The organism is Streptomyces sp. NPDC047043, from assembly GCF_040644055.1.
Taxonomy (GTDB): domain Bacteria; phylum Actinomycetota; class Actinomycetes; order Streptomycetales; family Streptomycetaceae; genus Streptomyces.
Genome location: NZ_JBEYVO010000011.1, coordinates 70,037 through 94,253, shown reverse-complemented (window position 1 = coordinate 94,253; position 24,217 = coordinate 70,037). Strand labels below are relative to the sequence as shown.

General features: G+C 69.8%; 20 protein-coding genes. 7 read left to right on the top strand and 13 right to left on the bottom strand.

Features of this window, described 5'->3' with window-relative positions:
• Window positions 1–19 precede the first annotated feature (19 nt).
• The 8 genes from ABZ880_RS18825 to ABZ880_RS18790 all read right to left on the bottom strand — a co-directional run bounded on the left by ABZ880_RS18825 (window position 20) and on the right by ABZ880_RS18790 (window position 10,159).
• Window positions 20–676 (bottom strand): phosphatidylserine decarboxylase, encoded by a 657-nt coding sequence (locus ABZ880_RS18825; protein WP_361264269.1) that lies wholly within the window; start codon window positions 674–676, stop codon window positions 20–22.
• 170 nt (window positions 677–846) lie between these two features.
• Window positions 847–2,052, bottom strand: a complete 1,206-nt coding sequence (locus tag ABZ880_RS18820) for an acyl-CoA dehydrogenase family protein (protein WP_361263772.1) — start codon at window positions 2,050–2,052, stop codon at window positions 847–849.
• A 3-nt stretch (window positions 2,053–2,055) separates the two neighbouring features.
• Complete coding sequence (locus ABZ880_RS18815) at window positions 2,056–2,568, bottom strand: MaoC family dehydratase (RefSeq protein ID WP_361263770.1); 513 nt, start codon at window positions 2,566–2,568, stop codon at window positions 2,056–2,058.
• A gap of 5 nt (window positions 2,569–2,573) precedes the next feature.
• On the bottom strand, window positions 2,574–3,539 hold the full coding sequence (locus tag ABZ880_RS18810; protein ID WP_099932428.1) for a CoA ester lyase: 966 nt from the start codon (window positions 3,537–3,539) through the stop codon (window positions 2,574–2,576).
• Window positions 3,536–5,584, bottom strand: a complete 2,049-nt coding sequence (locus tag ABZ880_RS18805) for a protein meaA (RefSeq protein WP_361263767.1) — start codon at window positions 5,582–5,584, stop codon at window positions 3,536–3,538. The genes ABZ880_RS18810 and ABZ880_RS18805 overlap by 4 nt, the downstream gene beginning before the upstream one ends.
• A 17-nt stretch (window positions 5,585–5,601) precedes the next feature.
• Complete coding sequence (gene ccrA, locus ABZ880_RS18800) at window positions 5,602–6,945, bottom strand: crotonyl-CoA carboxylase/reductase (protein WP_361263764.1); 1,344 nt, start codon at window positions 6,943–6,945, stop codon at window positions 5,602–5,604.
• A 435-nt stretch (window positions 6,946–7,380) separates the two neighbouring features.
• Window positions 7,381–8,193, bottom strand: coding sequence for a TetR family transcriptional regulator (locus tag ABZ880_RS18795; RefSeq protein ID WP_361263761.1), 813 nt, complete (start codon window positions 8,191–8,193; stop codon window positions 7,381–7,383).
• Between the two features lie 160 nt (window positions 8,194–8,353).
• Complete coding sequence (locus ABZ880_RS18790) at window positions 8,354–10,159, bottom strand: 3-hydroxyacyl-CoA dehydrogenase family protein (protein ID WP_361263759.1); 1,806 nt, start codon at window positions 10,157–10,159, stop codon at window positions 8,354–8,356.
• Window positions 10,160–10,560: 401 nt separating this feature from the next.
• On the opposite strand from ABZ880_RS18790, the gene ABZ880_RS18785 reads away from it, so the two are divergent.
• On the top strand, window positions 10,561–11,136 hold the full coding sequence (locus ABZ880_RS18785; RefSeq protein WP_361263756.1) for an adenylosuccinate lyase: 576 nt from the start codon (window positions 10,561–10,563) through the stop codon (window positions 11,134–11,136).
• 7 nt (window positions 11,137–11,143) lie between these two features.
• On the opposite strand, the gene ABZ880_RS18780 is transcribed toward ABZ880_RS18785, so the two are convergent.
• The 4 genes from ABZ880_RS18780 to ABZ880_RS18765 form a co-directional block, all read right to left on the bottom strand.
• Window positions 11,144–11,677, bottom strand: coding sequence for a GNAT family N-acetyltransferase (locus ABZ880_RS18780; RefSeq protein WP_361263753.1), 534 nt, complete (start codon window positions 11,675–11,677; stop codon window positions 11,144–11,146).
• Window positions 11,674–12,072, bottom strand: coding sequence for a RidA family protein (locus ABZ880_RS18775; protein ID WP_361263751.1), 399 nt, complete (start codon window positions 12,070–12,072; stop codon window positions 11,674–11,676). The genes ABZ880_RS18780 and ABZ880_RS18775 overlap by 4 nt, the downstream gene beginning before the upstream one ends.
• Window positions 12,073–12,134: 62 nt before the next feature.
• A complete protein-coding gene (locus ABZ880_RS18770; protein WP_361263748.1) occupies window positions 12,135–13,730 on the bottom strand; it encodes an alpha/beta hydrolase in 1,596 nt (531 codons plus the stop codon).
• Window positions 13,731–13,865: 135 nt separating this feature from the next.
• The gene (locus tag ABZ880_RS18765) at window positions 13,866–14,909 is read right to left on the bottom strand and encodes an Rv2578c family radical SAM protein (RefSeq protein WP_361263745.1); all 1,044 of its coding nucleotides are present in this window, start codon (window positions 14,907–14,909) and stop codon (window positions 13,866–13,868) included.
• Window positions 14,910–15,078: 169 nt separating this feature from the next.
• Between ABZ880_RS18765 and ABZ880_RS18760 the strand changes: the two genes are divergently transcribed.
• From ABZ880_RS18760 to ABZ880_RS18740, 5 genes are all read left to right on the top strand, one after another.
• The gene (locus ABZ880_RS18760) at window positions 15,079–15,522 is read left to right on the top strand and encodes an SRPBCC family protein (protein WP_361263742.1); all 444 of its coding nucleotides are present in this window, start codon (window positions 15,079–15,081) and stop codon (window positions 15,520–15,522) included.
• 147 nt (window positions 15,523–15,669) lie between these two features.
• Window positions 15,670–18,147 carry a DHA2 family efflux MFS transporter permease subunit gene (locus ABZ880_RS18755; RefSeq protein ID WP_361263739.1) on the top strand — a complete coding sequence of 826 codons (2,478 nt, stop codon included), beginning with the start codon at window positions 15,670–15,672 and terminating at the stop codon, window positions 18,145–18,147.
• A 167-nt stretch (window positions 18,148–18,314) separates the two neighbouring features.
• Entirely contained in the window at window positions 18,315–20,798 is a 2,484-nt protein-coding gene (locus ABZ880_RS18750) for a SpoIIE family protein phosphatase (protein ID WP_361263736.1), read from the top strand.
• 156 nt (window positions 20,799–20,954) lie between these two features.
• Entirely contained in the window at window positions 20,955–21,680 is a 726-nt protein-coding gene (locus ABZ880_RS18745) for a class I SAM-dependent methyltransferase (RefSeq protein ID WP_361263733.1), read from the top strand.
• 123 nt (window positions 21,681–21,803) lie between these two features.
• Window positions 21,804–22,745, top strand: a complete 942-nt coding sequence (locus ABZ880_RS18740) for a superoxide dismutase (protein ID WP_361263730.1) — start codon at window positions 21,804–21,806, stop codon at window positions 22,743–22,745.
• Between the two features lie 54 nt (window positions 22,746–22,799).
• On the opposite strand, the gene ABZ880_RS18735 is transcribed toward ABZ880_RS18740, so the two are convergent.
• On the bottom strand, window positions 22,800–23,390 hold the full coding sequence (locus ABZ880_RS18735; RefSeq protein WP_361263727.1) for a TetR family transcriptional regulator: 591 nt from the start codon (window positions 23,388–23,390) through the stop codon (window positions 22,800–22,802).
• Window positions 23,391–23,488: 98 nt separating this feature from the next.
• Between ABZ880_RS18735 and ABZ880_RS18730 the strand changes: the two genes are divergently transcribed.
• Complete coding sequence (locus ABZ880_RS18730; RefSeq protein WP_361263724.1) at window positions 23,489–24,208, top strand: NAD(P)-binding domain-containing protein; 720 nt, start codon at window positions 23,489–23,491, stop codon at window positions 24,206–24,208.
• Window positions 24,209–24,217 lie beyond the last annotated feature (9 nt).

The window sequence follows — 24,217 nt, the reverse complement described above, 5'->3', positions numbered from 1 at the left end:
GCCCGCCTGGGTATCAGGATCAATCACGGTCAATGCGAGTCACCCCAGCCACGGTCTTCTGACCGACCTCGACCGCGACCTCCACGCCCTCGGGCAGGTAGATGTCGACACGCGAGCCGAAGCGGATCAGACCGATACGGTCGCCCTGCTCGACCTTCGTGCCCTGCGGGATGTAGGGGACGATGCGACGGGCCACCGCGCCGGCGATCTGGATCATCTCGATGTCGCCGAGTTCGGTGTCGAAGTGCCAGACTACGCGCTCGTTGTTCTCGCTCTCCTTGTTGAACGCCGGAACGAACCCACCCGGGATGTGCTCGACCGACGTCACCGTGCCGGAGAGCGGCGCGCGGTTGACGTGGACGTTGAGCGGGCTCATGAAGATCGCGACGCGGGTGCGGCCGTCCTTCCACGGCATGATGCTCTGCACCACACCGTCGGCGGGCGAGATGACCCGGCCCGGGGCGATCTCACGCTCGGGGTCGCGGAAGAACCACAGCATGCCCGCCGCGAGTGCGGTGGCGGGTACGGCCACGGCCTTGGCGGCGCCGGAGCGGCGCGCACGGGCCAGGCTGAGGGCTGCGGTGGCGACGGTCGGGAGAAGCCACGGCGATGCTCCGCGCGCAATACGTACGCCTGCCAGGCTGTCGCGTGGTGCAGAGGTTTGGCTGTGGGGCATGGATGACCTTCGTAGCGGATGATGCCGCGCTGTAACGGGGGACGGCGGCTTTCCCGGGATCGTACCGGTCGCGGGCCGCAACTGGGCAAGCCAGGAAGCCGAGTCGGCGGCAGAAGAGAACTGACGGGGTGTGATCTTCTTCTCCAAGAAAACACCCCGTATCCGGACATCTAACCCTGGAACCGATACTCTTCGAGCAGCCTGCGACCGATGATCATTTTCTGGATTTCGGCGGTACCTTCACCGATCAGCAGCATCGGAGCCTCACGGTAGAGGCGCTCGATCTCGTACTCCTTGGAGAAGCCGTAGCCGCCGTGGATCCGGAAGGCGTCCTCCACGACCTCCTTGCAGTACTCGGAGGCGAGGTACTTCGCCATCCCAGCCTCAAGGTCGTTTCGTTCGCCGGAGTCCTTTTTGCGAGCCGCGTTCACCATCATCGCATGGGCGGCCTCGACCTTGGTAGCCATCTCGGCCAGCTTGAACTGGATGGCCTGGTGCTGGGCGATCGGCTTGCCGAACGTGTGGCGCTGCTGGGCGTACTGGACGCCGAGCTCGAACGCACGCTGAGCGACGCCACAGCCACGCGCCGCCACATTCACGCGGCCGACCTCCACTCCGTCCATCATTTGGTAAAAACCTCGGCCGGTCTCGCCACCGAGCACGCGGTTGGCCGGAATCCGCAGGCCATCCATGATGAGTTCGGTCGTGTCGACGCCCTTGTAGCCCATCTTGTCGATCTTCCCGGGGATGGTGAGGCCGGGGCGGACCTCTCCGAAGCCGGGCTCCTTCTCCACCAGGAAGGTCGTCATCGACTTGTGGGGCGCGGTGCCCTCGGGGTGTCCTTCATCACTTCGGACGAGTACGGCGACCAGAGATGACGTTCCGCCGTTCGTCAGCCACATCTTCTGGCCGTTGAGGACGTATTCGTCGCCGTCCTTGACCGCCTTGGAGGTGATCGCGGACACGTCCGAGCCCAGGGCCGGCTCCGACATCGAGAAGGCGCCGCGGATGTCGCCGGCCGCCATGCGCGGCAGGAAGTGGTCCTTCTGCTCCTGCGTGCCGTGCTGCTTGAGCATGTACGCCACGATGAAGTGGGTGTTGATGATGCCGGAGACCGACATCCAGCCGCGGGCGATCTCCTCGACGCACAGGGCGTAGGTGAGGAGCGACTCGCCCAGACCCCCGTACTCCTCGGGGATCATCAGGCCGAACAGGCCGAGTTCCTTGAGGCCGTCGACGATCTGCTGCGGGTACTCGTCGCGGTGCTCCAGCTCGGTCGCGACCGGGATGATCTCCTTGTCCACGAAGTCGCGGACGGTGGAGAGGATCTCCTGCTGGATGTCGGTCAGACCGGCGGTCTGGGCGAGTCGCGCCATGGCTTACTTCTCCTGCTGCTTCAGCTCGGGGCGGCCGGGCTGTTCGCCGCCGCGCTCCTTGATGTACGTCTCGGTCGGCACCATCACCTTGCGGCGGAACACGCAGACCAGCGTGCCGTCCTGCTTGTAGCCCTTGGTCTCGACGTAGACGATGCCGCGGTCGCTCTTGGACTTCGACGGCCACTTGTCGAGCACGGTCGTCTGGCCGTAGATCGTGTCGCCGTGGAAGGTCGGCGCCACGTGCTTGAGCGACTCGATCTCCAGGTTGGCGATCGCCTTGCCGGAGATGTCCGGCACGCTCATGCCGAGCAGCAGCGAGTAGATGTAGTTGCCGACGACGACGTTCTTGCCGAAGTCCGTCGTCTTCTCCGCATAGTTCGTGTCCATGTGGAGCGGGTGGTGGTTCATGGTGAGGAGACAGAACAGGTGGTCGTCGTACTCCGTGACCGTCTTGCCCGGCCAGTGCTTGTACGTCGCCCCGACCTCGAACTCCTCGTAGGTGCGTCCGAACTGCATCGCGCTCAGGCCTCCGGGATCTCGAACTTGCTGGTGCGCTGCATGCCGGCGGCGCGGCCCTTGCCGGAGATGACCAGGGCCATCTTGCGGCTGGCCTCGTCGATCATCTCGTCGCCGAGCATCGCGGAGCCCTTCTTGCCGCCCGCCTCGGACGTGTAGTAGTCGTACGCGTCCAGGATCAGCTCGGCGTGGTCGTAGTCCTCCTGCGAGGGCGAGAAGATCTCGTTGGACGCCTCGACCTGGCCCGGGTGCAGCACCCACTTGCCGTCGAAACCGAGGGCGGCGGCGCGCTGGGCGACCTCGCGGTAGCCGTCGATGTTGCGGATCTGCAGGTAGGGGCCGTCGATCGCCTGGAGGTTGTTGGCGCGGGCGGCCATCAGGATCTTCATCAGGATGTAGTGGTAGGCGTCCGCCGGGTAGCCGGGCGGCTGCTCGCCCACGACCAGCGACTTCATGTTGATCGACGCCATGAAGTCGGCCGGGCCGAAGATGATCGTCTCGACGCGCTGGGAGGCCGTCGCGATCTCGTTGACGTTGTTGAGGCCCTGGGCGTTCTCGATCTGCGCCTCGATGCCGATCTTGCCGACCTCGAAGCCCATGGTCTTCTCGATCTGGGTCAGCAGCAGGTCGAGGGCGACGACCTGCTGGGCGGTCTGCACCTTCGGCAGCATGATGCAGTCGAGGTTCTGACCGGCGCCCTCGACGACCGTGACGACATCGCGGTACGTCCACTCGGTCGTCCAGTCGTTGACGCGCACGACCCTCGTCTTGCCCGTCCAGTCACCCTCGTTGAGGAACTTGACGATGGTGTGCCGCGCCTCGGGCTTGGCGAGCGGCGCGCACGCGTCCTCCAGGTCGAGGAAGACCTGGTCGGCCGGGAGGCCCTGCGCCTTCTCCAGGAAGCGGGGGTTGCTTCCGGGGACCGCGAGGCAGGAGCGTCGCGGACGCAGACGGTTGACGGGCGTGGTCATGCGGGGACCTCCAGGGGGTCGAGCTTGTTCGCTTTCCGGATCTCGTCGACGATGCGGCCGATGATTCCGGTGATGTCGAAGTCCTTCGGGGTGAAGACGGCGGCCACTCCGGCGGCCCTCAGCTGCTCGGCGTCACCATTCGGGATGATGCCACCGGCGATCACCGGTATATCTGTGGCACCGGCCACACGGAGGCGTTCCAGCACGTCCGGAACGAGCTGGGCGTGCGAGCCGGAGAGGATGGACAGGCCGACCGCGTGCACGTCCTCGGCGAGGGCCGCGTCCACGATCTGCTCGGGCGTCAGCCGGATGCCCTGGTAGACCACCTCGAAGCCGGCGTCACGGGCGCGCACGGCGATCTGCTCGGCGCCGTTGGAGTGCCCGTCCAGGCCCGGCTTGCCGACCAGGAAGCGGAGCTTGCCGACGCCCAGGTCCTTGGCCGTCAGGTCGACCTTGCGGCGGACCTCGGACATGGCCGAGCCCTCCTCGGCGGGGACCGCCACCGGCGCCGACGAGACACCGGTCGGAGCCCGGAACTCGCCGAACACCTCGCGCAGGGCGCCGGCCCACTCGCCGGTGGTGACCCCAGCCCGGGCGCACTCCAGGGTGGCCTCCATGAGATTGCCGGTGCCCTTGGCGGCCTCCTTCAGCTTCTCCAGCGCCTTGCAGGGGCGCGGGTGGTTGAAGGGCGGCTGGTAGCGGGTGTCGCGCCAGTTCTGCAGTGACGCGATGACGCGGGCCTCGACAGCCGGATCGACTGTCTGGATGGCTGTATCGAGATCCGCGGTCAGTGGATTGGGCTCGGTCGTCTCGAAGATGTTGACGCCGACGATCTTCTCTTGACCGGACTCAATACGAGCCCTGCGCTCGGCGTGCGAGGAGACGAGCTGCGACTTGAGGTACCCGGACTCGACGGCGGCCATGGCGCCGCCCATCTCCTGGATCCGCCCGATCTCCGCGAGGGACTCCTCGACGAGCTTCGCGACCTTCGCCTCGATGACGTGCGAGCCCTCGAAGATGTCCTCGTACTCCAGCAGGTCGCTCTCGTGCGCCAGGACCTGCTGGATGCGCAGCGACCACTGCTGGTCCCACGGGCGGGGCAGGCCCAACGCCTCGTTCCAGGCCGGGAGTTGGACGGCACGCGCGCGTGCGTCCTTGGAGAGGGTCACGGCCAGCATCTCCAGCACGATCCGCTGGACGTTGTTCTCCGGCTGCGCCTCGGTCAGACCCAGGGAGTTGACCTGGACGCCGTACCGGAAGCGGCGCTGCTTGGCGTTCTCGATGCCGTAGCGCTCGCGTGTGACCTTGTCCCAGATGCGGCCGAACGCGCGCATCTTGCACATCTCCTCGACGAAGCGGACGCCCGCGTTCACGAAGAAGGAGATACGGGCGACGACGTCACCGAACTTCTCCTGCGGCACCTGACCGGAGTCCCGGACGGCGTCCAGGACCGCGATCGCGGTGGACATGGCATACGCGATCTCCTGGACCGGTGTGGCGCCCGCTTCCTGCAGGTGGTAGCTGCAGATGTTGATCGGGTTCCACTTCGGGATGTGGGAGACCGTGTACGCGATCATGTCGGTCGTCAGTCGGAGGCTCGGCCCCGGCGGGAACACGTGCGTGCCGCGGGACAGGTACTCCTTGACGATGTCGTTCTGGGTCGTGCCCTGGAGCTTGGTGATGTCCGCACCCTGCTCCTCGGCGACGACCTGGTAGAGCGCCAGCAGCCACATGGCGGTGGCGTTGATCGTCATCGAGGTGTTCATCTGCTCCAGGGGGATGTCCTGGAACAGCCGGCGCATGTCACCGAGGTGCGCGACCGGCACGCCGACCCGGCCGACCTCGCCGCGGGCGAGGATGTGGTCGGAGTCGTAGCCGGTCTGCGTCGGCAGGTCGAACGCGACCGACAGGCCGGTCTGGCCCTTGGCGAGGTTGCGCCGGTACAGCTCGTTGGACGCCTCGGCCGTGGAGTGACCGGCGTAGGTGCGCATGAGCCACGGCCGGTCCTTCTCCCGCTTGCCTTCGGCGGGCTGACGCTCAGTCATCTATGACCCCGGGTGTCTCAGATGTTGCGGAAGCGGTTGATGGCGTCGATGTGCTTGGCGCGGATCTCCTCGTCGCGCACGCCGAGACCCTCCTCGGGGGCCAGGCACAGCACGCCGACCTTGCCCTGGTGGAGGTTGCGGTGCACGTCGTAGGCCGCCTGGCCGGTCTCCTCCAGGGAGTAGACCTTCGACAGCGTCGGGTGGATCTTGCCCTTCGCGATGAGCCGGTTGGCCTCCCAGGCCTCGCGGTAGTTGGCGAAGTGCGAGCCGATGATCCGCTTCAGGGACATCCACAGGTAGCGGTTGTCGTACTCGTGGTTGTAGCCCGAGGTCGAGGCGCAGGTGACGATGGTGCCGCCCTTGCGCGTGACGTAGACGGACGCCCCGAAGGTCTCGCGGCCGGGGTGCTCGAAGACGATGTCGACGTCCTCGCCGCCGGTGAGTTCGCGGATGCGCTTGCCGAAGCGCTTCCACTCCCGCGGGTCCTGCTCGTGCTCGTTCTTCCAGAACTTGTAGCCCTCGGCGTTGCGGTCGATGATCGCCTCGGCGCCCATCGCGCGGCAGATGTCCGCCTTCTGGTCGCTGGAGACGACACAGATCGGGTTGGCGCCGCCGGCCAGCGCGAACTGCGTGGCGTACGAGCCGAGGCCGCCGCTCGCGCCCCAGATCAGGACGTTGTCGCCCTGCTTCATGCCGGCGCCGTTGCGGGAGACCAGCTGGCGGTAGGCGGTGGAGTTGACCAGACCGGGAGCGGCGGCCTCCTCCCAGCTGAGGTGGTCCGGCTTCGGCATCAGCTGGTTGGACTTGACGAGCGCGATCTCGGCGAGACCGCCGAAGTTCGTCTCGAAGCCCCAGATGCGCTGCTCGGGGTCGAGCATCGTGTCGTTGTGGCCGTCGGACGACTCCAGCTCGACGCTGAGGCAGTGCGCGACGACCTCGTCACCGGGCTTCCAGGCGTTGACGCCCGGGCCGGTGCGCAGGACGACGCCCGCGAGGTCGGAGCCGATGATGTGGTACGGCAGGTCGTGCCGCTTGGTCAGCTCGCTGAGGCGGCCGTAGCGCTCCAGGAAGCCGAACGTGGACAGCGGCTCGAAGATCGAGGTCCACACGGAGTTGTAGTTGACCGAGGAGGCCATGACGGCCACCAGGGCCTCGCCCGGGCCGAGCTCGGGCAGGGCCACCTCGTCGAGGTGGATCGACTTGCGCGGGTCCTTGTCGCGGGTCTCCAGACCCGCGAACATCTCCGTCTCGTCCTTGTGCACGGTGATCGCGCGGTAAGACTCGGGGAGCGGCAGAGCGGCGAAGTCGGCCGGCGTCGAGTCGGTCGACTGGATCGCGTCCAGGATGTCCTTCACGGTCACGGTGTTGCCTCCGGCGATGCGCACCCTGAGGGAGGGGTGCTGAGGGTTACGTCGGTGTGCTGCTGAGGGGTTTGGGAAGTGCCGTCGGTTCGGCGGTGATGCTGTTCGGCAGCGCTTTGTGGCGCGGGAGGTTGCCTGTGACGCAGGCGTCCGGGCGTGCAGGCCATTGGCTTGCTGGGACAGCCGACGTGCGAAAGGTCTCTGCACGCCGGCCGCCCGGACTCCTTCAACGTATGACACCGCGTGTCACCCCGCAAGGCACTGAGTGCCAGAGATTGCCCTCAGGTGAAATCTTTACGTAACAAATGAGCGATGATCGATCGAACAGGGTCTGAAAGGCGCCTGAAAAGGGCCCCTGACATGCCAAAACGGCCACCCGGGTGGGTGGCCGTCATCACAGGCGCGGAGTGTCCCAGGACACCCTCGCGAAGGGGCTCAGCGGTCCTTCAGTGCCTCCTCGATGGTCCGCATGACCTCGTCCAGCGGTGCGTCGGTGCGGGCGACGGTGACCAGGACCTCGCCCTGGGTGGAGACCGTCGCGGGAGCCGGCGGCTTCGGTGCCGTCGTGCGGCCCGCGCCGATGCCCGATCCGAACGTCTTGCGCACGATCGCGAAGGCGTGGTCCAGCTGCGCCTCCACGTCGCCCTGGCCGCCGGCCCGCAGCCAGCGTCTGAGGACGTGGTTGTGGGCGGTGACGACCGCGGACGCGGCGACCTCCGCCAGCAGCGGGTCGTCGTTGGCGTCGTCGTCGTGCGCGTGCTCGTCGAAGTGCCCGAGGAGGTAGCGGGTGAAGAGGCGCTCGTAGCGGGCCACCGACGCGATCTCCGCCTCGCGCAGGGTGGGCACCTCGCGGGTGAGCTTGTAGCGGGCGACCGAGATCTCCGGCCGGGCCGCGTACATCCGCATGACTTCCTTGATGCCGCGGCACACCGTGTCGAGCGGGTGCTCGTGCGGGGGAGCCGCATTGAGCACGGCCTCCGCACGGATCAATGTGTCGTCGTGGTCGGGGAAGATCGCCTCTTCCTTGGAACGGAAGTGGCGGAAGAAGGTGCGGCGCGCGACCCCGGCCGCGGCCGCGATCTCGTCGACGGTGGTCGCCTCGTACCCCTTGGTCGCGAACAGCTCCATCGCCGCGGCCGCCAGCTCGCGGCGCATCTTGAGCCGCTGGGCGGCCGCGCGACTGCCTGCGGCACTTTCCGGCGCGTCGGGCGTGGCTGGTGTACGTGAGGACTTGGCGGGCTGGGACATGACCCGAACGTACTGCATGTGCGCAGCTTGTTGCGCATGTACCGGGCTTCCCCCGCCCGGTGTGGGCGGGGGTGCACCGGGCCCGGCGGACACGGGGTGACTGCCCGGCTCGAGCAGTCCACCCCAGTCCGTCTCGCCTCTGAACCAGTCGCCGGCGCCGTCAGCGGCGGGCATATTCGCGGAAGCCACGGCCCGTCTTCCGGCCGAGGCAGCCCGCGGCCACCAGGTGCTCCAGGAGCGGCGCCGGGGCCAGGCCCGGGTCGCGGAACTCGCGGTGCAGGACCTTCTCGATCGCAAGGGAGACGTCCAGCCCGACGACGTCCAGCAGCTCGAAGGGGCCCATCGGGTAGCCGCCGCCCAGCTTCATCGCCGCGTCAATGTCGTCAAGAGATGCATAGTGTTCCTGCACCATCTTGATCGCGTTGTTGAGGTACGGGAAAAGCAGTGCATTCACGATGAAGCCTGCACGGTCTCCACAGTCGACCGCATGCTTCCTGATCTTGACGCAGACCTCGCGGACCGTTGAGTGGACGTCCTCGGCCGTCAACACCGTACGGACGACCTCGACCAGCTTCATCGCCGGCGCCGGGTTGAAGAAGTGCATGCCGATCACGTCCTGCGGACGCGAGGTGGCACGGGCGCAGGCGACGACCGGCAGGGACGAGGTCGTGGTGGCCAGGACCGCGCCCGGCTTGCAGACCTTGTCCAGCGTCGCGAACAGCTGCTGCTTGATCTCCAGGTCCTCGGCGACCGCCTCGACGGCCAGGTCGACCTCGGCGAAGGACTCGTAGGAGCCCGCCGCGGTGATCCGGTCCAGGGTCTGCGCGGCGGCCTCGGCGGTCATCCGCCCCTTGTCGACCGAGCGCGAGAGCGACTTGCCGATACGGGCCTTGGCGGTCTGCGCCTTCTCCTCGCTGCGGGCGGCGAGCACGACCTCGTAGCCGGCCTTGGCGAAGACCTCGGCGATGCCGGACGCCATGGTGCCGGAGCCGGCGACGCCGACGGAGCGGACCTCGCGGCCCGGCGTCAGGGTGGCGCCGTCCAGCGGCGTCAGCGCGTCCCGCACGACGGTGGCGCTGCCCGGGGCCTCGTAGGTGTAGAAGCCGCGGCCCGACTTGCGGCCGGTCAGGCCCGCCTCGCTGAGCTGCTTGAGGATCGGGGCGGGGGCGTGCAGCCGGTCGTGCGACTCGGCGTACATGGCCTCCAGGACCGTACGGGCGGTGTCGACGCCGATCAGGTCGAGCAGCGCGAGCGGGCCCATCGGCAGACCGCAGCCGAGCCGCATCGCCGCGTCGATGTCCTCGCGGGAGGCGTACTTGGCCTCGTACATCGCGGCGGCCTGGTTGAGGTAGCCGAACAGCAGCCCGTCGGCGACGAACCCGGGCCGGTCGCCGACCGCGACGGGCTCCTTGCCGAGGTCGAGCGCGAGGTTGGTGACGGCCGTGACGGCGGTGGGTGCGGTGAGGACGGAGGAGACGACCTCGACCAGCTTCATCGCCGGCGCCGGGTTGAAGAAGTGCAGGCCGAGCACGCGCTCCGGGCGGGCCGAGTCGGCGGCGAGCCGGGTCACGGACAGGGCGTTGGTGCCGGTCGCCAGGATCGTCTCCGGGCGCACGATGCCGTCCAGTTCGCGGAAGATCTGGTGCTTGATCTCGTACGACTCCGGAGCCACCTCGATGACGAGATCGGCGTCGGCGGCGGCCCGCAGGTCGGTGGAGGTGCGGACACGGGCGAGGACGTCCGTGCGCTCCTGCTCGGTCAGCCGGCCCTTCTCCACGGCACGGGCGGTGGCGGCCTCCAGGGCGGCGACGGCCTTGGCGGTCGCGGCCTCGCTGATGTCGATGCCGACGACCTCGCGGCCGGCCTTGGCGAGCACCTCGGTGATACCGGTGCCCATGGTGCCGAGGCCGACGACGGCAATGGTCGTGAGCGGAGACGAAGGGGTCTGGGACAGGGGAGTGGCCATCGCGGGACTCCAGGAATGAGGGTGACGACTGGGAGCGCGCCCGGGTGCGCCGAGCCGGGCCCGACCGGAGTCGAAGCCGTGGCGCACCGGGTGCGTGAATGAGATGCGGGTGTTGCCGGGCTGCAAGCGCACACGCCCGGTGCCTGCCGTCGCCGTCGGCGCGCACACGCCTGGAGCGAACGGTGGTGATTCGACCGGCCCTGTCCCGAGGCCGGGTCGTGCTGCGGTACTCGATGTACCGAACCGACTGCCCTTACGACGGCTGCGTCACCAGGCCGCCGCAAGCAGGTGCGAGTGGGTAACTCGCTCGTCTGAGCTTAACCGGCGGGTAACGAGCGCGCTAGTCCCCGTGTTTGTGATGTACGTCCCGAGAGATCGACGACGCCTCTAATCTCGGTGCCATGGACGAAGAGTTGCGATCACTCACGGAGCGTTTACGAGCGGAGTCCGGGGCGTCCGCCGCGTACGACCGTCTCGTGGCGACCGAGGACCCCGACGAGCTGGCGCGGGTGCTGACCGAGCCCGGGCAGCCGCTGTGGGCCAGGGAGCTGGCCGCGTTCCGGCTGGGGCTCGCGGGCGACCGGCGGGCCTTCGAGTCCCTCGTCCTGTTCCTGAACCACCGTGATCCGCAGCGCTGTGCCTCCGCCGCGTACGCGCTTGCCCGCCTCGACGACCCCCGCACTGCGCGCGCGGCGGCCGCCCTCGCCACCAACGAGCTGCGCGTCGCCTACGCCCTGCACCCGGTCCGGCTGCTGGCCGAGCTGCGCGCCCCCGAATCCGTGCCGGCACTGATCACCACCCTGGAGCGCAGGCTGCGCCCGCACGACCCGTACCGGCGCGTGGCCCTCGCCTGCGTGGAGGGGCTCGGCAGCCTCGAGGACGCCCGCGCCCGGCCCGTACTGAACGAGGCCCTGGCGCATCCGGTGCTGGCGGAGGCGGCGGTGCAGGCGCTGGCGCGGATCCCGAAGCAGAGGTGACGCCGCGTCAGCCGGTGAGGTCCCTGGCGTACCGCACCTCGGGCACCGCGACGCCGTCCACCTCGAAGGGTTCCGCGGTGCCGTCCGCGTGGAAGCCCGAGCGCTCGTAGAAGCGCCGGGCGCGCGCGTTCTCCTCGAGGACCCACAGGTACATGCGGAGGTGCCCGGCGGCCGTGCACCGTCGCACCGACTCCGTGATCAGGGCGCGCCCGGCCCCGGCGCCGAACCGGGCAGGGTCCACGTAGATCGCGTACAACTCGGCGTCCCCGGTGTGCACTTCGCCGTCCCGGTACGGGCCGTGGCAGGCCCAGCCGACGATCTCGCCGTCCGCCACGGCGACCAGGTTCACCACCTCGCCGTCGCTCCGCAGACTCTCCTTGAAGCGGGCGCGGCGGCGCTCGGCGTCCTCGCCCACGCTCATCGCGTCGAGGTACGACTGCGGGATGATCCCCCGGTACGCCCTCCGCCAGCCGCCGACGCGGATCTCGGCCACGCGGTCGCAGTCGGCGAGCGCCATCTCGCGGATCCTGAGACCGCTCATGCGCCCACTACCGCGAACGCCTCGATCTCCATCAGGAACTCGGGCCGGACCAGCGCGGCCACCTGCACCGCGGAGGCGGCGGGGAGGCGGTCGTCGGGTATGTGCTCGGCGCGGGCCGTGCGGATCGCGGGCATGTGGGCCATGTCCGTGACGAAATAGGTGAGTTTGACGACGTCGTCGAAGGTCGCGCCGGCGGCCGCCAGGCAGCGGCGCAGGTTCTCGAAGACCTGGCGGGCCTGGGCCTCGGGGTCGCCCTCGCCGACGGGCTTGCCGTCCTCGTCCAGGGCGAGCTGGCCGGCGATCGCCACGAAACGGCCGGTGCCCATGACGACATGGCTGTACTGGGCGGCGGGGAAGACCCCGTCGGGGGCGGGAATCCGGGTCGGCTGACTCATGCGTCCATCGTGGACCATGGGTCCGACAACGCCCCCGACGGGACCTCAACTCCGTATCGGCGTCAGCCGCGGAAGCCCAGCAGTCCGTGCAGCACCGAGCCGTCGGCGGACGTCGAGCCGCCCGAGGACGTCAGCGCCGCCTTGGTGCTCAGCGGCTTGGGGTCGGGCAGCTTGGCGCACACCGCGTCGACGGGTCCGCCGCTGCGCGGCACCGTGCCGTCGGTCAGATACGCCGCCAGGTACTTGTCCAGGCAGGCGTTCCCGCTCAGCGTGATGCCGTGGTTCCCGCCGCCCTGCTCGACCACGAAGCTCGAGCCGGCCAGCAGACGGTGCACCGTCGCGCCGCCCTCGTACGGGGTGGCCGCGTCGTTGGTCGCCTGGAACAGCAGCGTCGGCGGCAGCTTGTCGTTGGCGATGTGCACCGGCTTCAGCGAGTCCGTCGGCCAGAAGGCGCACGGTGCGTTGTACCAGGCGTTGTTCCATGTCATGAACGGCGCCTTGTCGTACACCGCCCAGTTGTCCTTGCGCCACTGGTTCCAGTCGCGCGGCCAGGAGGCGTCACGGCACTGCACCGAGGTGTAGATGCTGTAGCCGTTGTCCCCGGACGCGTCGACCGCGGCGAAGTTCTCGTACGCCTCGACCAGCGGGTCGGCGTTCTTGTCGTTCACGTACGCCGCGAACGCCTCGGCCAGATAGGGCCAGTAGCCGTTGTAGTAACCGCCGGGGATGAAGGTGTCCTCCAGCTCGGAGGCCCCCACCTTGCCGCCGGCCGGCTTCTTCGCGAGCGCCGCCCGCATCGCGTACCACTTGGCCTCGATCTTGGCCGGGTCGGTGCCCAGCTTGTACGTCGAGTTGTACTTGGCGATCCAGGCCATCAGGGCCTTCTGGCGGGCGTCGAAGGCGTAGTCCTGCGAGATGTTGTCGTCGTACCAGACACCGGTCGGGTCGACGATCGAGTCCAGGACCAGACGCTTCACGCGCTGCGGGAAGAGCTTGGCGTAGACCGCTCCGAGATAAGTGCCGTACGAATAACCGAAGTAACTGGTCTTCTTGGCGCCCAGTGCCGCACGGATCGAGTCCATGTCCTGCACGGCCTGGATCGTGTTGACGTACGGCAGCACGCCCGCGTACTTCTTGCCGCAGGCGGCGGCGAAGGACTTGGCGCGGTCGAGGTTGGCCTTCTCGATGGCCGGCGTGCTCGGCACGGAGTCCGGCCGCACCGGGTTGAAGTAGCCCGGCTTGCAGTTGAGGGCGGGCGTGCTCTTGCCCACTCCGCGCGGATCGAAGCCGATGACGTCGTACTGGGCCGCGACTGCCTTGGGCAGCGAGGACGCGACGAATCCGGCGAGCGAGAGGCCGCTGCCGCCGGGGCCGCCGGGGTTGACCAGCAGCGGGCCCTGGCTCTTTGCCGCGGTGTGCTTCACGCGCGAGAGCGCGAGGGTGATCTGCTTGCCGTACGGGTGGCGGTGGTCGAGCGGCACCTTGAGGGACGCGCATTGGAGCGTCGGATAGTCGGTGGTGCCGCAGTTCTTCCAGGTGACTTTCGCGGCTTGAGCGGTTTCCGGGGGCTGCGAGGTGCTCGCGCCGGCGGGGAGGGCGGTGAAGCTCCCGGCCACGACGACGGCGACACCGCACAGCACGACCGCGCGTTTTCTCATGGAGTCCTCCCAGGACGGAGGGATTTGGACCGCGAGTCTCACGGTCTTCGCCGCATCGTCCCGGAAAGGAGCCCCGGAAGAACTCGTTCTGGCAAGACTTGACCCAATCGGGTCGCGGGATGCGCTCGTACGATCTCAAATAAGCGAAAGTTGGGTCGGTTCGGACATCTCCGGCTCCGGCGGCTCGGGCGGCCTGATCCGTCGTGGCATCTCCGCGCGCGTGGGGCCGATCCCGTATTCCTGGGCCAGGTCGTGGACCTGACGGGTGATCCGGCGCTGGTACCACTTCGGGGCGTAGGAGCCGTCCGCGTACAGGCGCTCGTAGCGGCGCACCAGGTACGGGTGGTGGTGGGCCAGCCAGGCCATGAACCACTCGCGGGCGCCGGGCCGCAGGTGCAGCACCAGCGGGGTGACGGAGGTGGCGCCGGCGGCCGCGATCGCCCGTACGGTGGCGCGCAGTTGGGCCGGCTGGTCGCTCAGGAACGGGATCACGGGCGCCATCAGGACACCGCACCCGATGCCGTGCTCGGCGAGTGCGCGCACGACGTCCAGGCGGCGCTCCGGGGCGGGGGTGCCCGGCTCCACCGTGCGCCACAGCTCGGGGTCGGTGAAGCCGACCGACACGGAGATGCCGACGTCCGTCACCTGCGCCGACTGCACCAGCAGGTCGAGGTCGCGCAGGATCAGCGTGCCCTTCGTCAGGATCGAGAAGGGGTTGGCGTGGTCGCGCAGGGCGGTCAGGATGCCCGGCATCAGGCGGTAGCGGCCCTCCGCGCGCTGGTAGCAGTCGACGTTGGTGCCCATCGCGATGTGCTCGCCCTGCCAGCGGCGCGAGCCGAGCTGGCGGCGCAGCAGCTCCGGGGCGTTGACCTTGACCACGATCTGGGAGTCGAAGTCGAGCCCCGAGTCGAGGTCCAGATAGGTGTGCGTCTTGCGGGCGAAGCAGTAGACGCACGCGTGCGAGCAGCCCCGGTAGGGGTTGACCGTCCACTCGAAGGGCATCCGCGAGGCCCCGGGCACCCGGTTGATGATCGAGCGGGCCCGCACCTCGTGGAACGTGATCCCTCTGAACTCGGGTGTGTCGAACTGGCGGCTGACCACGGCGTCCGCGCCGAACAGCGCGGTGTCGGCAGCCCGGCTGTGGCCGCCGGATTCCACGGTGAGGTTCTCCCAGCGCATGACGCCTCCTAGGTACCGCTGCCCCCAGAGTGAAACACGTGTTCGAATTACGGGGCAAGACCTCTTCCTGATCGCTTCGGGTGTCCGGGGGCACCCCGATTTGGGCGGCCGTGGGCGGGGGTGGTTGGCTTGCCCCAACCCCGAGAGAAGCAAGTCCTGGAGGAACGCAATGGCGCAGGTCGAGGCCACTACGGAGCGGGTCGTCGCGGCGGACGCGGAGAAGGTGTTCGACGCCCTCGCCGACTACAGCGGCACGCGCGCGAAGCTGCTGCCCGAGCACTTCAGCGAGTACGAGGTGCGCGAGGGCGGCGACGGCGAGGGCACCCTCGTCCACTGGAAGCTCCAGGCCACCAGCAAGCGCGTCCGCGACTGCCTCCTGGAGGTCGGCGAGCCCACCGACGGGCAGCTCGTCGAGAAGGACCGCAACTCCTCCATGGTCACCACCTGGACGGTCACCCCGGCCGGCGAGGGCAAGTCCCGCGTCGTCGTCACCACCGTCTGGAACGGCGCCGGCGGCATCGGCGGCTTCTTCGAGAAGACCTTCGCACCCAAGGGCCTCGGCCGGATCTACGACGCCGTGCTCGAGAAGCTCGCCACCGAGGTCGAGAAGTAAGTCCCGCGCGCCCGGCGGTCGTTGCCCCCCTCACCGGTTCGAGTGGATCTCTGTGCACCACACCGATCTGCCGTAACTCGTTGCGCCTGCTCGTAGTTGTCGCCTCAAGCGGGAATCCGTGCGGCGGCGCGACGAGGGGAGCGGTACGTGGACGGGACCACGCTGGTGCAGGACGAACTGCGGGGTGAGGCGGCCGCGGCGCCCCCGCAGGAACCCCCTGCCGCACCCGCCGGGACGGTCGAACTGAGCCCGCGCCGGGTGCGGTTGGTGTTTCTGGGGCTGATGCTGGCGCTGTTGCTGGCCGCCCTGGAGCAGATGATCGTCGCCACCGCGCTCCCGAAGATCGTCGGCGAGCTGCACGGCCTGGACCGGATGTCCTGGGCGATCACCGCCTATCTGCTCACCGCCACCGTGGGACTGCCGGTCTACGGCAAGCTCGGCGACCTGCTCGGCCGCAAGGGCGTCTTCCAGTTCGCCATCGTCGTCTTCGTGATCGGCTCCGCACTCGCGGGCCGGGCGCAGTCCATGGACCAGCTGATCGCCTTCCGCGCGGTCCAGGGCGTCGGTGCCGGCGGACTCATGATCGGCGTGCAGGCGATCATCGCCGACATCGTGCCGCCCCGGCAGCGCGGCCGCTTCATGGGCCTGATCGGCGCCGCCTTCGGCCTCGCCTCCGTCGCCGGACCCCTGCTGGGCGGCTACTTCACGGACCACCTCTCCTGGCGGTGGTGCTTCTACTTCAACGTGCCCTTCGGCCTTCTCACCCTGGCCGTCGTCACCGTCGTACTGAAGCTCCCGAAACCGCGAGTCAAGCCCCGGCTCGACGTCCTGGGCGCCCTGCTGCTCGCCGCCGCCTCCACCTGCCTTGTGCTGCTGACCAGTTGGGGCGGCACCGAGTACGCGTGGGACTCGCGCGTCATCCTCGGTCTCGGCGCCGGAGCGGCCGCCGCCGCCGTGCTCTTCGTCGTCGCCGAGCGCTTCGCCGCCGAACCCCTCATCCCGCTGCGGCTGTTCAGGGATTCCGTCTTCAACGTCACCAGCCTGGTGGGTCTGGTCATCGGCGTCGCCCTGTTCGGTGCCGCCAGCTATCTGCCGACCTTCCTGCAGATGGTCGACGGGGCCAGTGCCACCGAATCCGGCCTGCTGATGCTGCCCATGATGGGCGGGATCGTCGGCGCCTCGATCGTCTCGGGCCAACTCATCAGCCACACCGGGCGTTACAAGATCTACCCGGTCCTCGGCAGCGCCGTGTCCGTCGTCGGCATGTGGCTGCTGTCCCGCCTCGAGGTCGAAACGCCGCGGCTGCAGTACAGCATCTGGATGGCCGTCCTCGGCGCGGGCATCGGCATGGTGATGCCGGTCCTGATCCTCGCCGTGCAGAACTCCGTGCGCCCCGCCGACCTCGGCACCGCCACCAGTGCCAACAACTACTTCCGGCAGATCGGCGGCAGCGTCGGCGCCGCGGTCTTCGGGACCCTCTTCGCCGACCGGCTCACCGACGCCCTCGCGAAACGACTCCCCACGCGCGCGGGTGCACAACTGCCCGACCCGGAGTCGATCACCCCGCAGCTCGTCCACGCCCTGCCCGCGCCGCTGCGCGACGGCTACATCCGGGCGTACGCCGACGCGATGCCCCGGATCTTCCTCTACCTCGTACCGGTGCTCGCTCTCGGCCTGCTCATCGCGTTCTTCCTCGAGGAGAAACCACTGGTGTCCCACAACGCCGCCGAAACGGAACCCGCGACCCTCAACGCCCAGGTCCCGCAGGCCCGCACCCAGCCTTCGGCCGGGGGGACCCCCATCTCGCTCCGCTCGCCGTACGCCGCCGGAATCCCCGTCTGCGGCACGGTGCAGCACTCCGACGGCACCGTCGTCCCGCGAGCGGCGCTCACCCTCATCGACGTGGCCGGACAGCAGATCGGGCGGGGCGCGAGCGGCGAGGACGGGCGGTATGCGCTGGCCACGCCCGGCTCCGGCGCGTACATCCTCATCGCCGCCGCGGGCGGCCACCAGCCGCAGGCCGTTTCCGTGACCGTCGGCGAGCGGCCCGTCGAGCTAGACGTCGTCCTCGGCGGCGCGGGACGCCTTTGCGGCAGCGTGCGCACCGCGGACGGCACCCCCGTGCGGGACGCCACCGTCACGCTCACCGACGTGCACGGCGAGGTCGTCGCCACCACCCGCAGCGGACGCGAGGGCGGCTACGTCATCACCGAGCTGGTGGCCGGCGAGTACACCCTCGCCGCCGCCGGCGCGCCCGCGTACCGCCCGGCCGCGCTCCCCGTCACCGTCCAGGGCGCCCGGGAGACCCGCCAGGACATCGAACTCGCCGGCGGCGCCGTACTGCGCGGCACGGTACGGGTGAGCGGGGAGCGAAGCGAGATGGGGGTCCCCCCGCCCGAAGGGTGGGGGAGGCCCGTCGAGGACGCGCGCGTGACGCTGCTCGACGCGGCCGGCAACGTCGTCGACTCGCTCACCACCGGGCTGGACGGAACGTTCCGTTTCGTCGACCTGTCCTCCGGCGAGTACACCGTCATCGCCGCCGGCTACCCGCCGGTCGCCACGGTGCTCCAGGTGGCGGGCGGCGGACGCACCGAACGCGACCTGCAACTGGGGCACGAGGACTGAACGGTTGGGGCACGCGCGGCCGCTTCACCACCGGCGCGCGCCCCGCGCGCCGAGGCTCCGCCACCGCATCAATTCCCGCATTGCCGCACATCACGATCGGGCGGAGCCGTACGGTGGAGTAGGCGGCACAGATCTTTGCGGAGCCGTGGGGAGAGAGGGCCTGGGCCATGGACCGTGGCACCGAGAGGGACGTATCTCCCAGCCGCGGAGCTGGGAGCGGCGCGGGGGCGGAGTCCGCCGCGGCCGGCCGCATCCCGCTGGCCGTGGTCGTCGTGGACCGCGAAGGCCTCGTGTCCCACTGGAGCACCGGCGCACGCCGTCTGTTCGGCGTCCCCAAGGAGGACGCCCTCGGCCGCTCGGCGGCCGACCTGCTGCCCGTCTCCGGCGCCCTGCCCGACGACGAGGAGATCACACCGTACGGGGCCTACGGGACGTACGACGGACTCGGCCCCGACCTCGAAACCTCCCTCGACGGCAGGCTCTCCTACCCGGCCGCCGGCCGCGCCCGCCTCACCGTTCCCGAGCGCGACCGCGATGACGACCGAATCGACGTGCTGTGGTGGGCGTATCCCCTGGTGGGCCCGGGCCACGAGCGGCTGCTCGTGCTCGCCGCCGACACCGCGGGCATGCGCCAGGACGAACCCGACGGCCTCGACGGCGACCTGGCGTTCGAGCGGATCGCCCCCGCCTTCGCCCTGCACACCGACTTCCCCGGTGCCGAGCAGCTGGCCGGCAGGCTGCCCGAGATCCTGCCCAGCATGAGCGTCGACGAGAGCGCCCGCATCGTCTCTCAGGTCCTCGAACTGGGCTATCCCGTCCTGGAGTTCAGCCAGAACGACCGGGTGCCCGTCACCCCCGACTGGGGCGTGCCCCGGCGTGCCGAGCGCAAGGCGCGCCGCGAGCGGGCCGCCCGCGCGGCGGCCGAGGGCCTGCCGGTGCCGCAGGAACTCGCCGACGAGGGCGAGGACCTGGAGTACGCCGCCGTACGCGAACACCTGGAGTTCCTCAACGAGGTCAGCGGGCAGATCGGCACCTCGCTCGACCTGTCCCGGACGATCATCGAGGTCAGCCGGGCCGTCGTACCGCGCTTCACGGACGTCGCCGGCACGTATCTGCGCGAGCAGGTCGTCGCCGGCGAGGGGTTCCCCGAGGGCGTGCCGGACACGACCACCATGTGGCACCGCGTCGCCGTCGAGCACACCGACGAGCCCGGCCGCTGGGACGACGTCGTGCCGGTCGGCGAGGCCATGCCCTTTCCCGCGCACACGCCGTTCTTCCAGTGCATGACCAGCGGCCGGCCCGTCCTCGTGCCGCGCATCACCGAGGAGATGGGCCACGCCATCGCCTCCCAGTTCGAGAAGCGGGACATCCGGCCGCTGATCACCCACCGCTCCATGCTGGTCGTACCGCTCAAGGCCCGGAACGTGGTGCTCGGCTTCATGATCCTGCTGCGCCACCCGGAGCGGCCCGTCTTCAACGACATGGACCGCGTCACCGGCGCCGAACTCGCCGCCCGCGCGGGCCTCGTGCTCGACAACGCACGCATGTACACCTACCAGGAGAGCGTCGCCGAGACCCTCCAGGACAGCATGCTGCCGCACATCCCGCCGCACATGGCGGGCTGCGACATCGCCACCCGCTACCTGCCCGGCACCCTGCTGGGGCGCGTCGGCGGCGACTGGTTCGACTCCGTCAAACTGCCCGGCGCCCGCACCGCCCTCGTCGTCGGCGACGTCATGGGCCACGGCCTCAACTCGGCCGCCATGATGGGCCAGTTGCGTACGGCGGTGCAGACCATGGCGGCCCTGGACCTGCCGCCCGCTCAGCTCCTGCGCAACCTCGACGACCTCGCCCAGCGCCTCGGTGACAACTACCTGGCGACCTGTCTGTACGCCGTCTACGACCCGATCGCGAGCGAACTGCACCTCGCCAACGCCGGCCACATCCCGCCGGTGCTGGTCCGCGCCGAGGACGGGCGAAGCGAACTGCTGGACCTGCCGACCGGTGCGCCCATCGGCGTCGGAGGGGTGCCCTTCGAGGCGGTACGCGTGCGCGTGGAGCCCGGCGACCGGATCGTGATGTGCACCGACGGCCTCGTCGAGGTGCGCGGCGAGCACATCGACGTGGGCCTGGCCACGCTCTGCGAATCCGCGGCCCACCCGGCCGCCTCCATGGACGACGCCTGCGACACGATCATCCGCGCCCTCAACACACGCGGCGGCCGCAAGGACGACGTGGCCCTGCTGATGGCCCGCCTCAACGGCATCGGGGCCGACGACGTCGCCGAGTGGCGCCTCGCCCTCGACCCGATCGAGGTCGGCCGCGCGCGTGCCGTCGTCCGCGAACAACTCCACGACTGGGGGCTCGCGAAACTCGCCCACAACACAGAGCTGTTGGTCAGCGAACTCGTCACGAACGCCGTACGGCACTCCCACAGCCGGCCCGTCGAACTGCGCCTCATCCGCGGGGACACCCTGCTGTGCGAGGTGGACGACGACGACCACGAGCTGCCGACGCTGTGCAGCGCCGGGCCGGCCGACGAGTTCGGGCGCGGACTGCGCGTGGTCAGCACGCTCGCCCGGGAGTGGGGCACGAGCCGTACGAAGGCCGGCAAGACCGTCTGGTTCGAGCTGACCCTGCCGCGCCGCTGACCGTACGTCAGGGGCGCGAGAGGCGCGTGGGGGCGTACGCGTATCGAATGCGGCGTGAAGGTATGCGCGACGCGCTTGTGGCCGGAACCGGTGCGCGATAGACCGTACTGGCCCGTCACCGGAGACGGGCCGGTGTCGCACCCTGGGGAGTCGGTCATGAGCGTGACGAGTCGGTACCGGGAAGCCTGGGAGGGCTTCTGGCGTGAGGCCCCCGAGGAACAGGGGGCGGTGTTATGGGACGCGGAGCCGGCCCTGACCGTCGGCATCCACCTGGCCCTGTTCGAGCCGCATCTCGCCGACCCGGGTCTGGCGATGGTGGACCTCGGCTGCGGCAACGGCACCCAGACCCGTTTCCTCGCCGACCGCTTCCCGCACGTCGTCGGGGCCGACCTGTCCGCCGCCGCGCTCGACCACGCCCGGACCGCCGACCCCGCCGGACAGGCGACGTACCGCGTGCTCGACGCCGTCGAGAAGGGTGAGACGGAGACGCTGCACGCCGAACTCGGCGACGCCAACGTCTACATGCGCGGCGTGCTCCACCAGGTCGACCCCGACGACCGGCAGCCCATGGCCGACGGGATAGCCACGCTCGTCGGCGACCGCGGCCGAGCCTTCCTGGTGGAACTCTCCGAGGCCGCCAAGCCCGTTCTGATGGGCCTGGCGCAGAACCCCGCAGGGCCGCCGCCCAAGCTCGCGCCGATCTTCCGGCACGGCATCGCGCCCGGCGAGGTGGCCGACGACGCCGTGCCCGAGTATCTGCGCGCGGCCGGCCTCAGCGTCCTGGCGAGCGGCGAACTTCCGCTCACCACGACGGAGTTCACGCCCGACGGCACGCGGATCGAGCTGCCCTCCAAGTGGCTGGTGGTGGGGCGCACGGTGTGACAGGGGCGGCAGTCGGGGTTCAGGGAACCCCCGGTGGCACTGGTTCGTTGCCAACTCGCCGAATTGTCAGCGTAGTTGTTGCAGCAGTTGTCAACGAAACCGATGCCATGGAGGCCCCCGCTCATGACCCCGACCCACCCCCACCCGACCCGACGCGCGGTGCTCGGTGGTGCCGCGCTGGCCGCCCTCGCGGTGACGGCCGGCGCCGGCACCGCGAACGCGACCTCGAATGCCACCTGGCCCACCGAGTTCCCGCTCCCCGACGGCTGGCTGCCCGAGGGCATCACCATCGGCAGCAAGCCGTACGCGTACATGGGCTCGCGCGCCAACGGCGGCATCTACCGCACCGACCTGCGTACCGGCGAGGGCGAGGTGCTCTACGCGGGCGCGACCGGCCAGGTGGCCGTCGGCCTCAAGCTGGACCGCGACGGCCTGCTCTACGTCGCGGGCAGCACCGGAGTCGCCCGCGTCCACGACTCCCGTACCGGCGAGGTCCTGACCACGTTCCGACTGACCGAGGCGACCGGCCACTTCATCAACGACATCACCCTGCTCGGCGACCGCGCCTGGTTCACCGACTCGCGCGCCGCCGCCCTGTACGGCGTGCCGCGTGGCCGCGACGGCGAGGTGCGCACCCTGCCGCTGACCGGCGACTGGGTGCAGACGCCCGACGTCAACAACGCCAACGGCATCGTCTCCGCCCCCGACGGCCGCGGCCTGATCGTGGTCAGCAGTACACCCGGCAAGCTCTACAACGTCAGCCTCAAGACCGGGTACGCCACCGAGGTGGCCCTGGTCGGCGCGGACACCGTGGTCAACGGCGACGGCCTGTGGCGCACAGGCCGCACGCTGTACGTCGTACAGAACCGCCTGAACCTGATCAGCGTGTTCGACCTCGACGCCAAGGCCACCACGGCCACCCTGCGCCGCACGATCACCGACCCGCGCTTCGACGTCCCCACCACCGCCGCGCAGTTCCGCGACCGCCTGTACCTGGTCAACGCCCGGTTCACCAGCCCGCAGACACCGGAGACGACGTTCAGCGCGGTCGCCGTCCCGCGCTGACCACCACGGGTGGGGTGGGCGCCCGCGGCTGTCAGGGAGACCGACGGCGCGCGCTCACCCCGTCGCCAGCGACGCGAAGGCCTCGTCCAGCAGGCCGACCAGGTTCAGGTCGCCGTCGGAGGCGAGCCAGTGGTCCAGGGCGACGTTCAGGCAGTCCAGGGCGGCGGCCGCGCGGACCGACTGGGCGAGCGTCGGGGCGTCGGAACCGGCGCGTTCGGCGAGCGCCTCGGTCAGGGCCGGGCGCCAGCTGTACTGCTTCTCCAGATGCCGGGCGCACAGCGCCGGGGTGTCACGGACCAGCCGGGTCGTCTCCAGGGACCCGGCCGGATCCACGTGGTACCGCTCGATCACCGTGTCCAGGGCGCGCCGCAGCGCCGTCCACTCGTCCTCGCCCGCGGGGCGGGCGCGCAGCGCGTCGGCGACCCGCCGGTCATGCCCGTCGAAGGCGCCGAGGACGGCGTCCTCCTTGGTGCCGAAGTAGCGCAGGAACGTGCTGCGGGACACCCCGGCGGCCGCCGCGAGGTCGTCGAGCGTGACCTTGTCGAAGCCCTCGCGACGGAACAACTCGAAGGCCACCTGGGCGAGTTCGGCCCGCACGGCGGCCCTGGCGATGTCCCTCGTGTTCGTACGCGCTGCTCCGGTCACGCCCCGATCCTAACGTCGTGCCGACTCTGGCTTGCAGTGTCGAAACTCAGTGGCTAGTGTGACACTCAGTTTCACATACGACGCGGAGGTGCGCCACGGTGGCGAAGACCCTGGGGATCATCGGCAGCGGCATGATCGGCGGTGCCGTGGCCCGCCTGGCCGTCGCGGCCGGTCTCGACGTGGTGCTCAGCAATTCCCGCGGGCCAAAGACCCTCATCGGTCTTGTCGACGAACTGGGCACCCAGGCCCGCGCGGCCACGCCCGCCGAGGCCGCCCGCGCCGGTGACCTGGTGGTGGCGGCCGTCCCGCTGAAGGCCTACGACCGGCTGCCGGCCGCCGACCTCGCGGGCCGGACCGTCATCGACGCGATGGTGTTCCACCCCCAGCGCGACGGCGCCGTCGCCGGGCTGGACACGGGCGAGCTGACCTCGAGTGCCCTGGTGCAGCGGCACCTCGCCGGCTCCCGGGTGGTGAAGACGTTCGCGACGATCGACTTCCACCACCTGGTCACGCTGGCCCGCCCCGCGGGCGCCACCGACCGCAGCGCCCTGCCCGTAGCCGGTGACGACTCGGCCGCCAATGCGCAGGTGATCGCACTGCTCGACGCCCTCGGCTACGACGCTGTCGACACCGGCACCCTCGCCGACAGCTGGCGCCTCGCGCCCGGAACGCCGGCCTATGTGCAGCCGTACATGGGGGAGCGGCCGCAAGGACTGAGCCAGGAGGATGCGCAGCGCTGGTTCTTCGCGTCGCAGGGCGTCCCGGTTCCCGCCGCCCGTGTGAAGGAACTGACCGACGCCGCGACCCGAGAGAACTGAGAGACGACC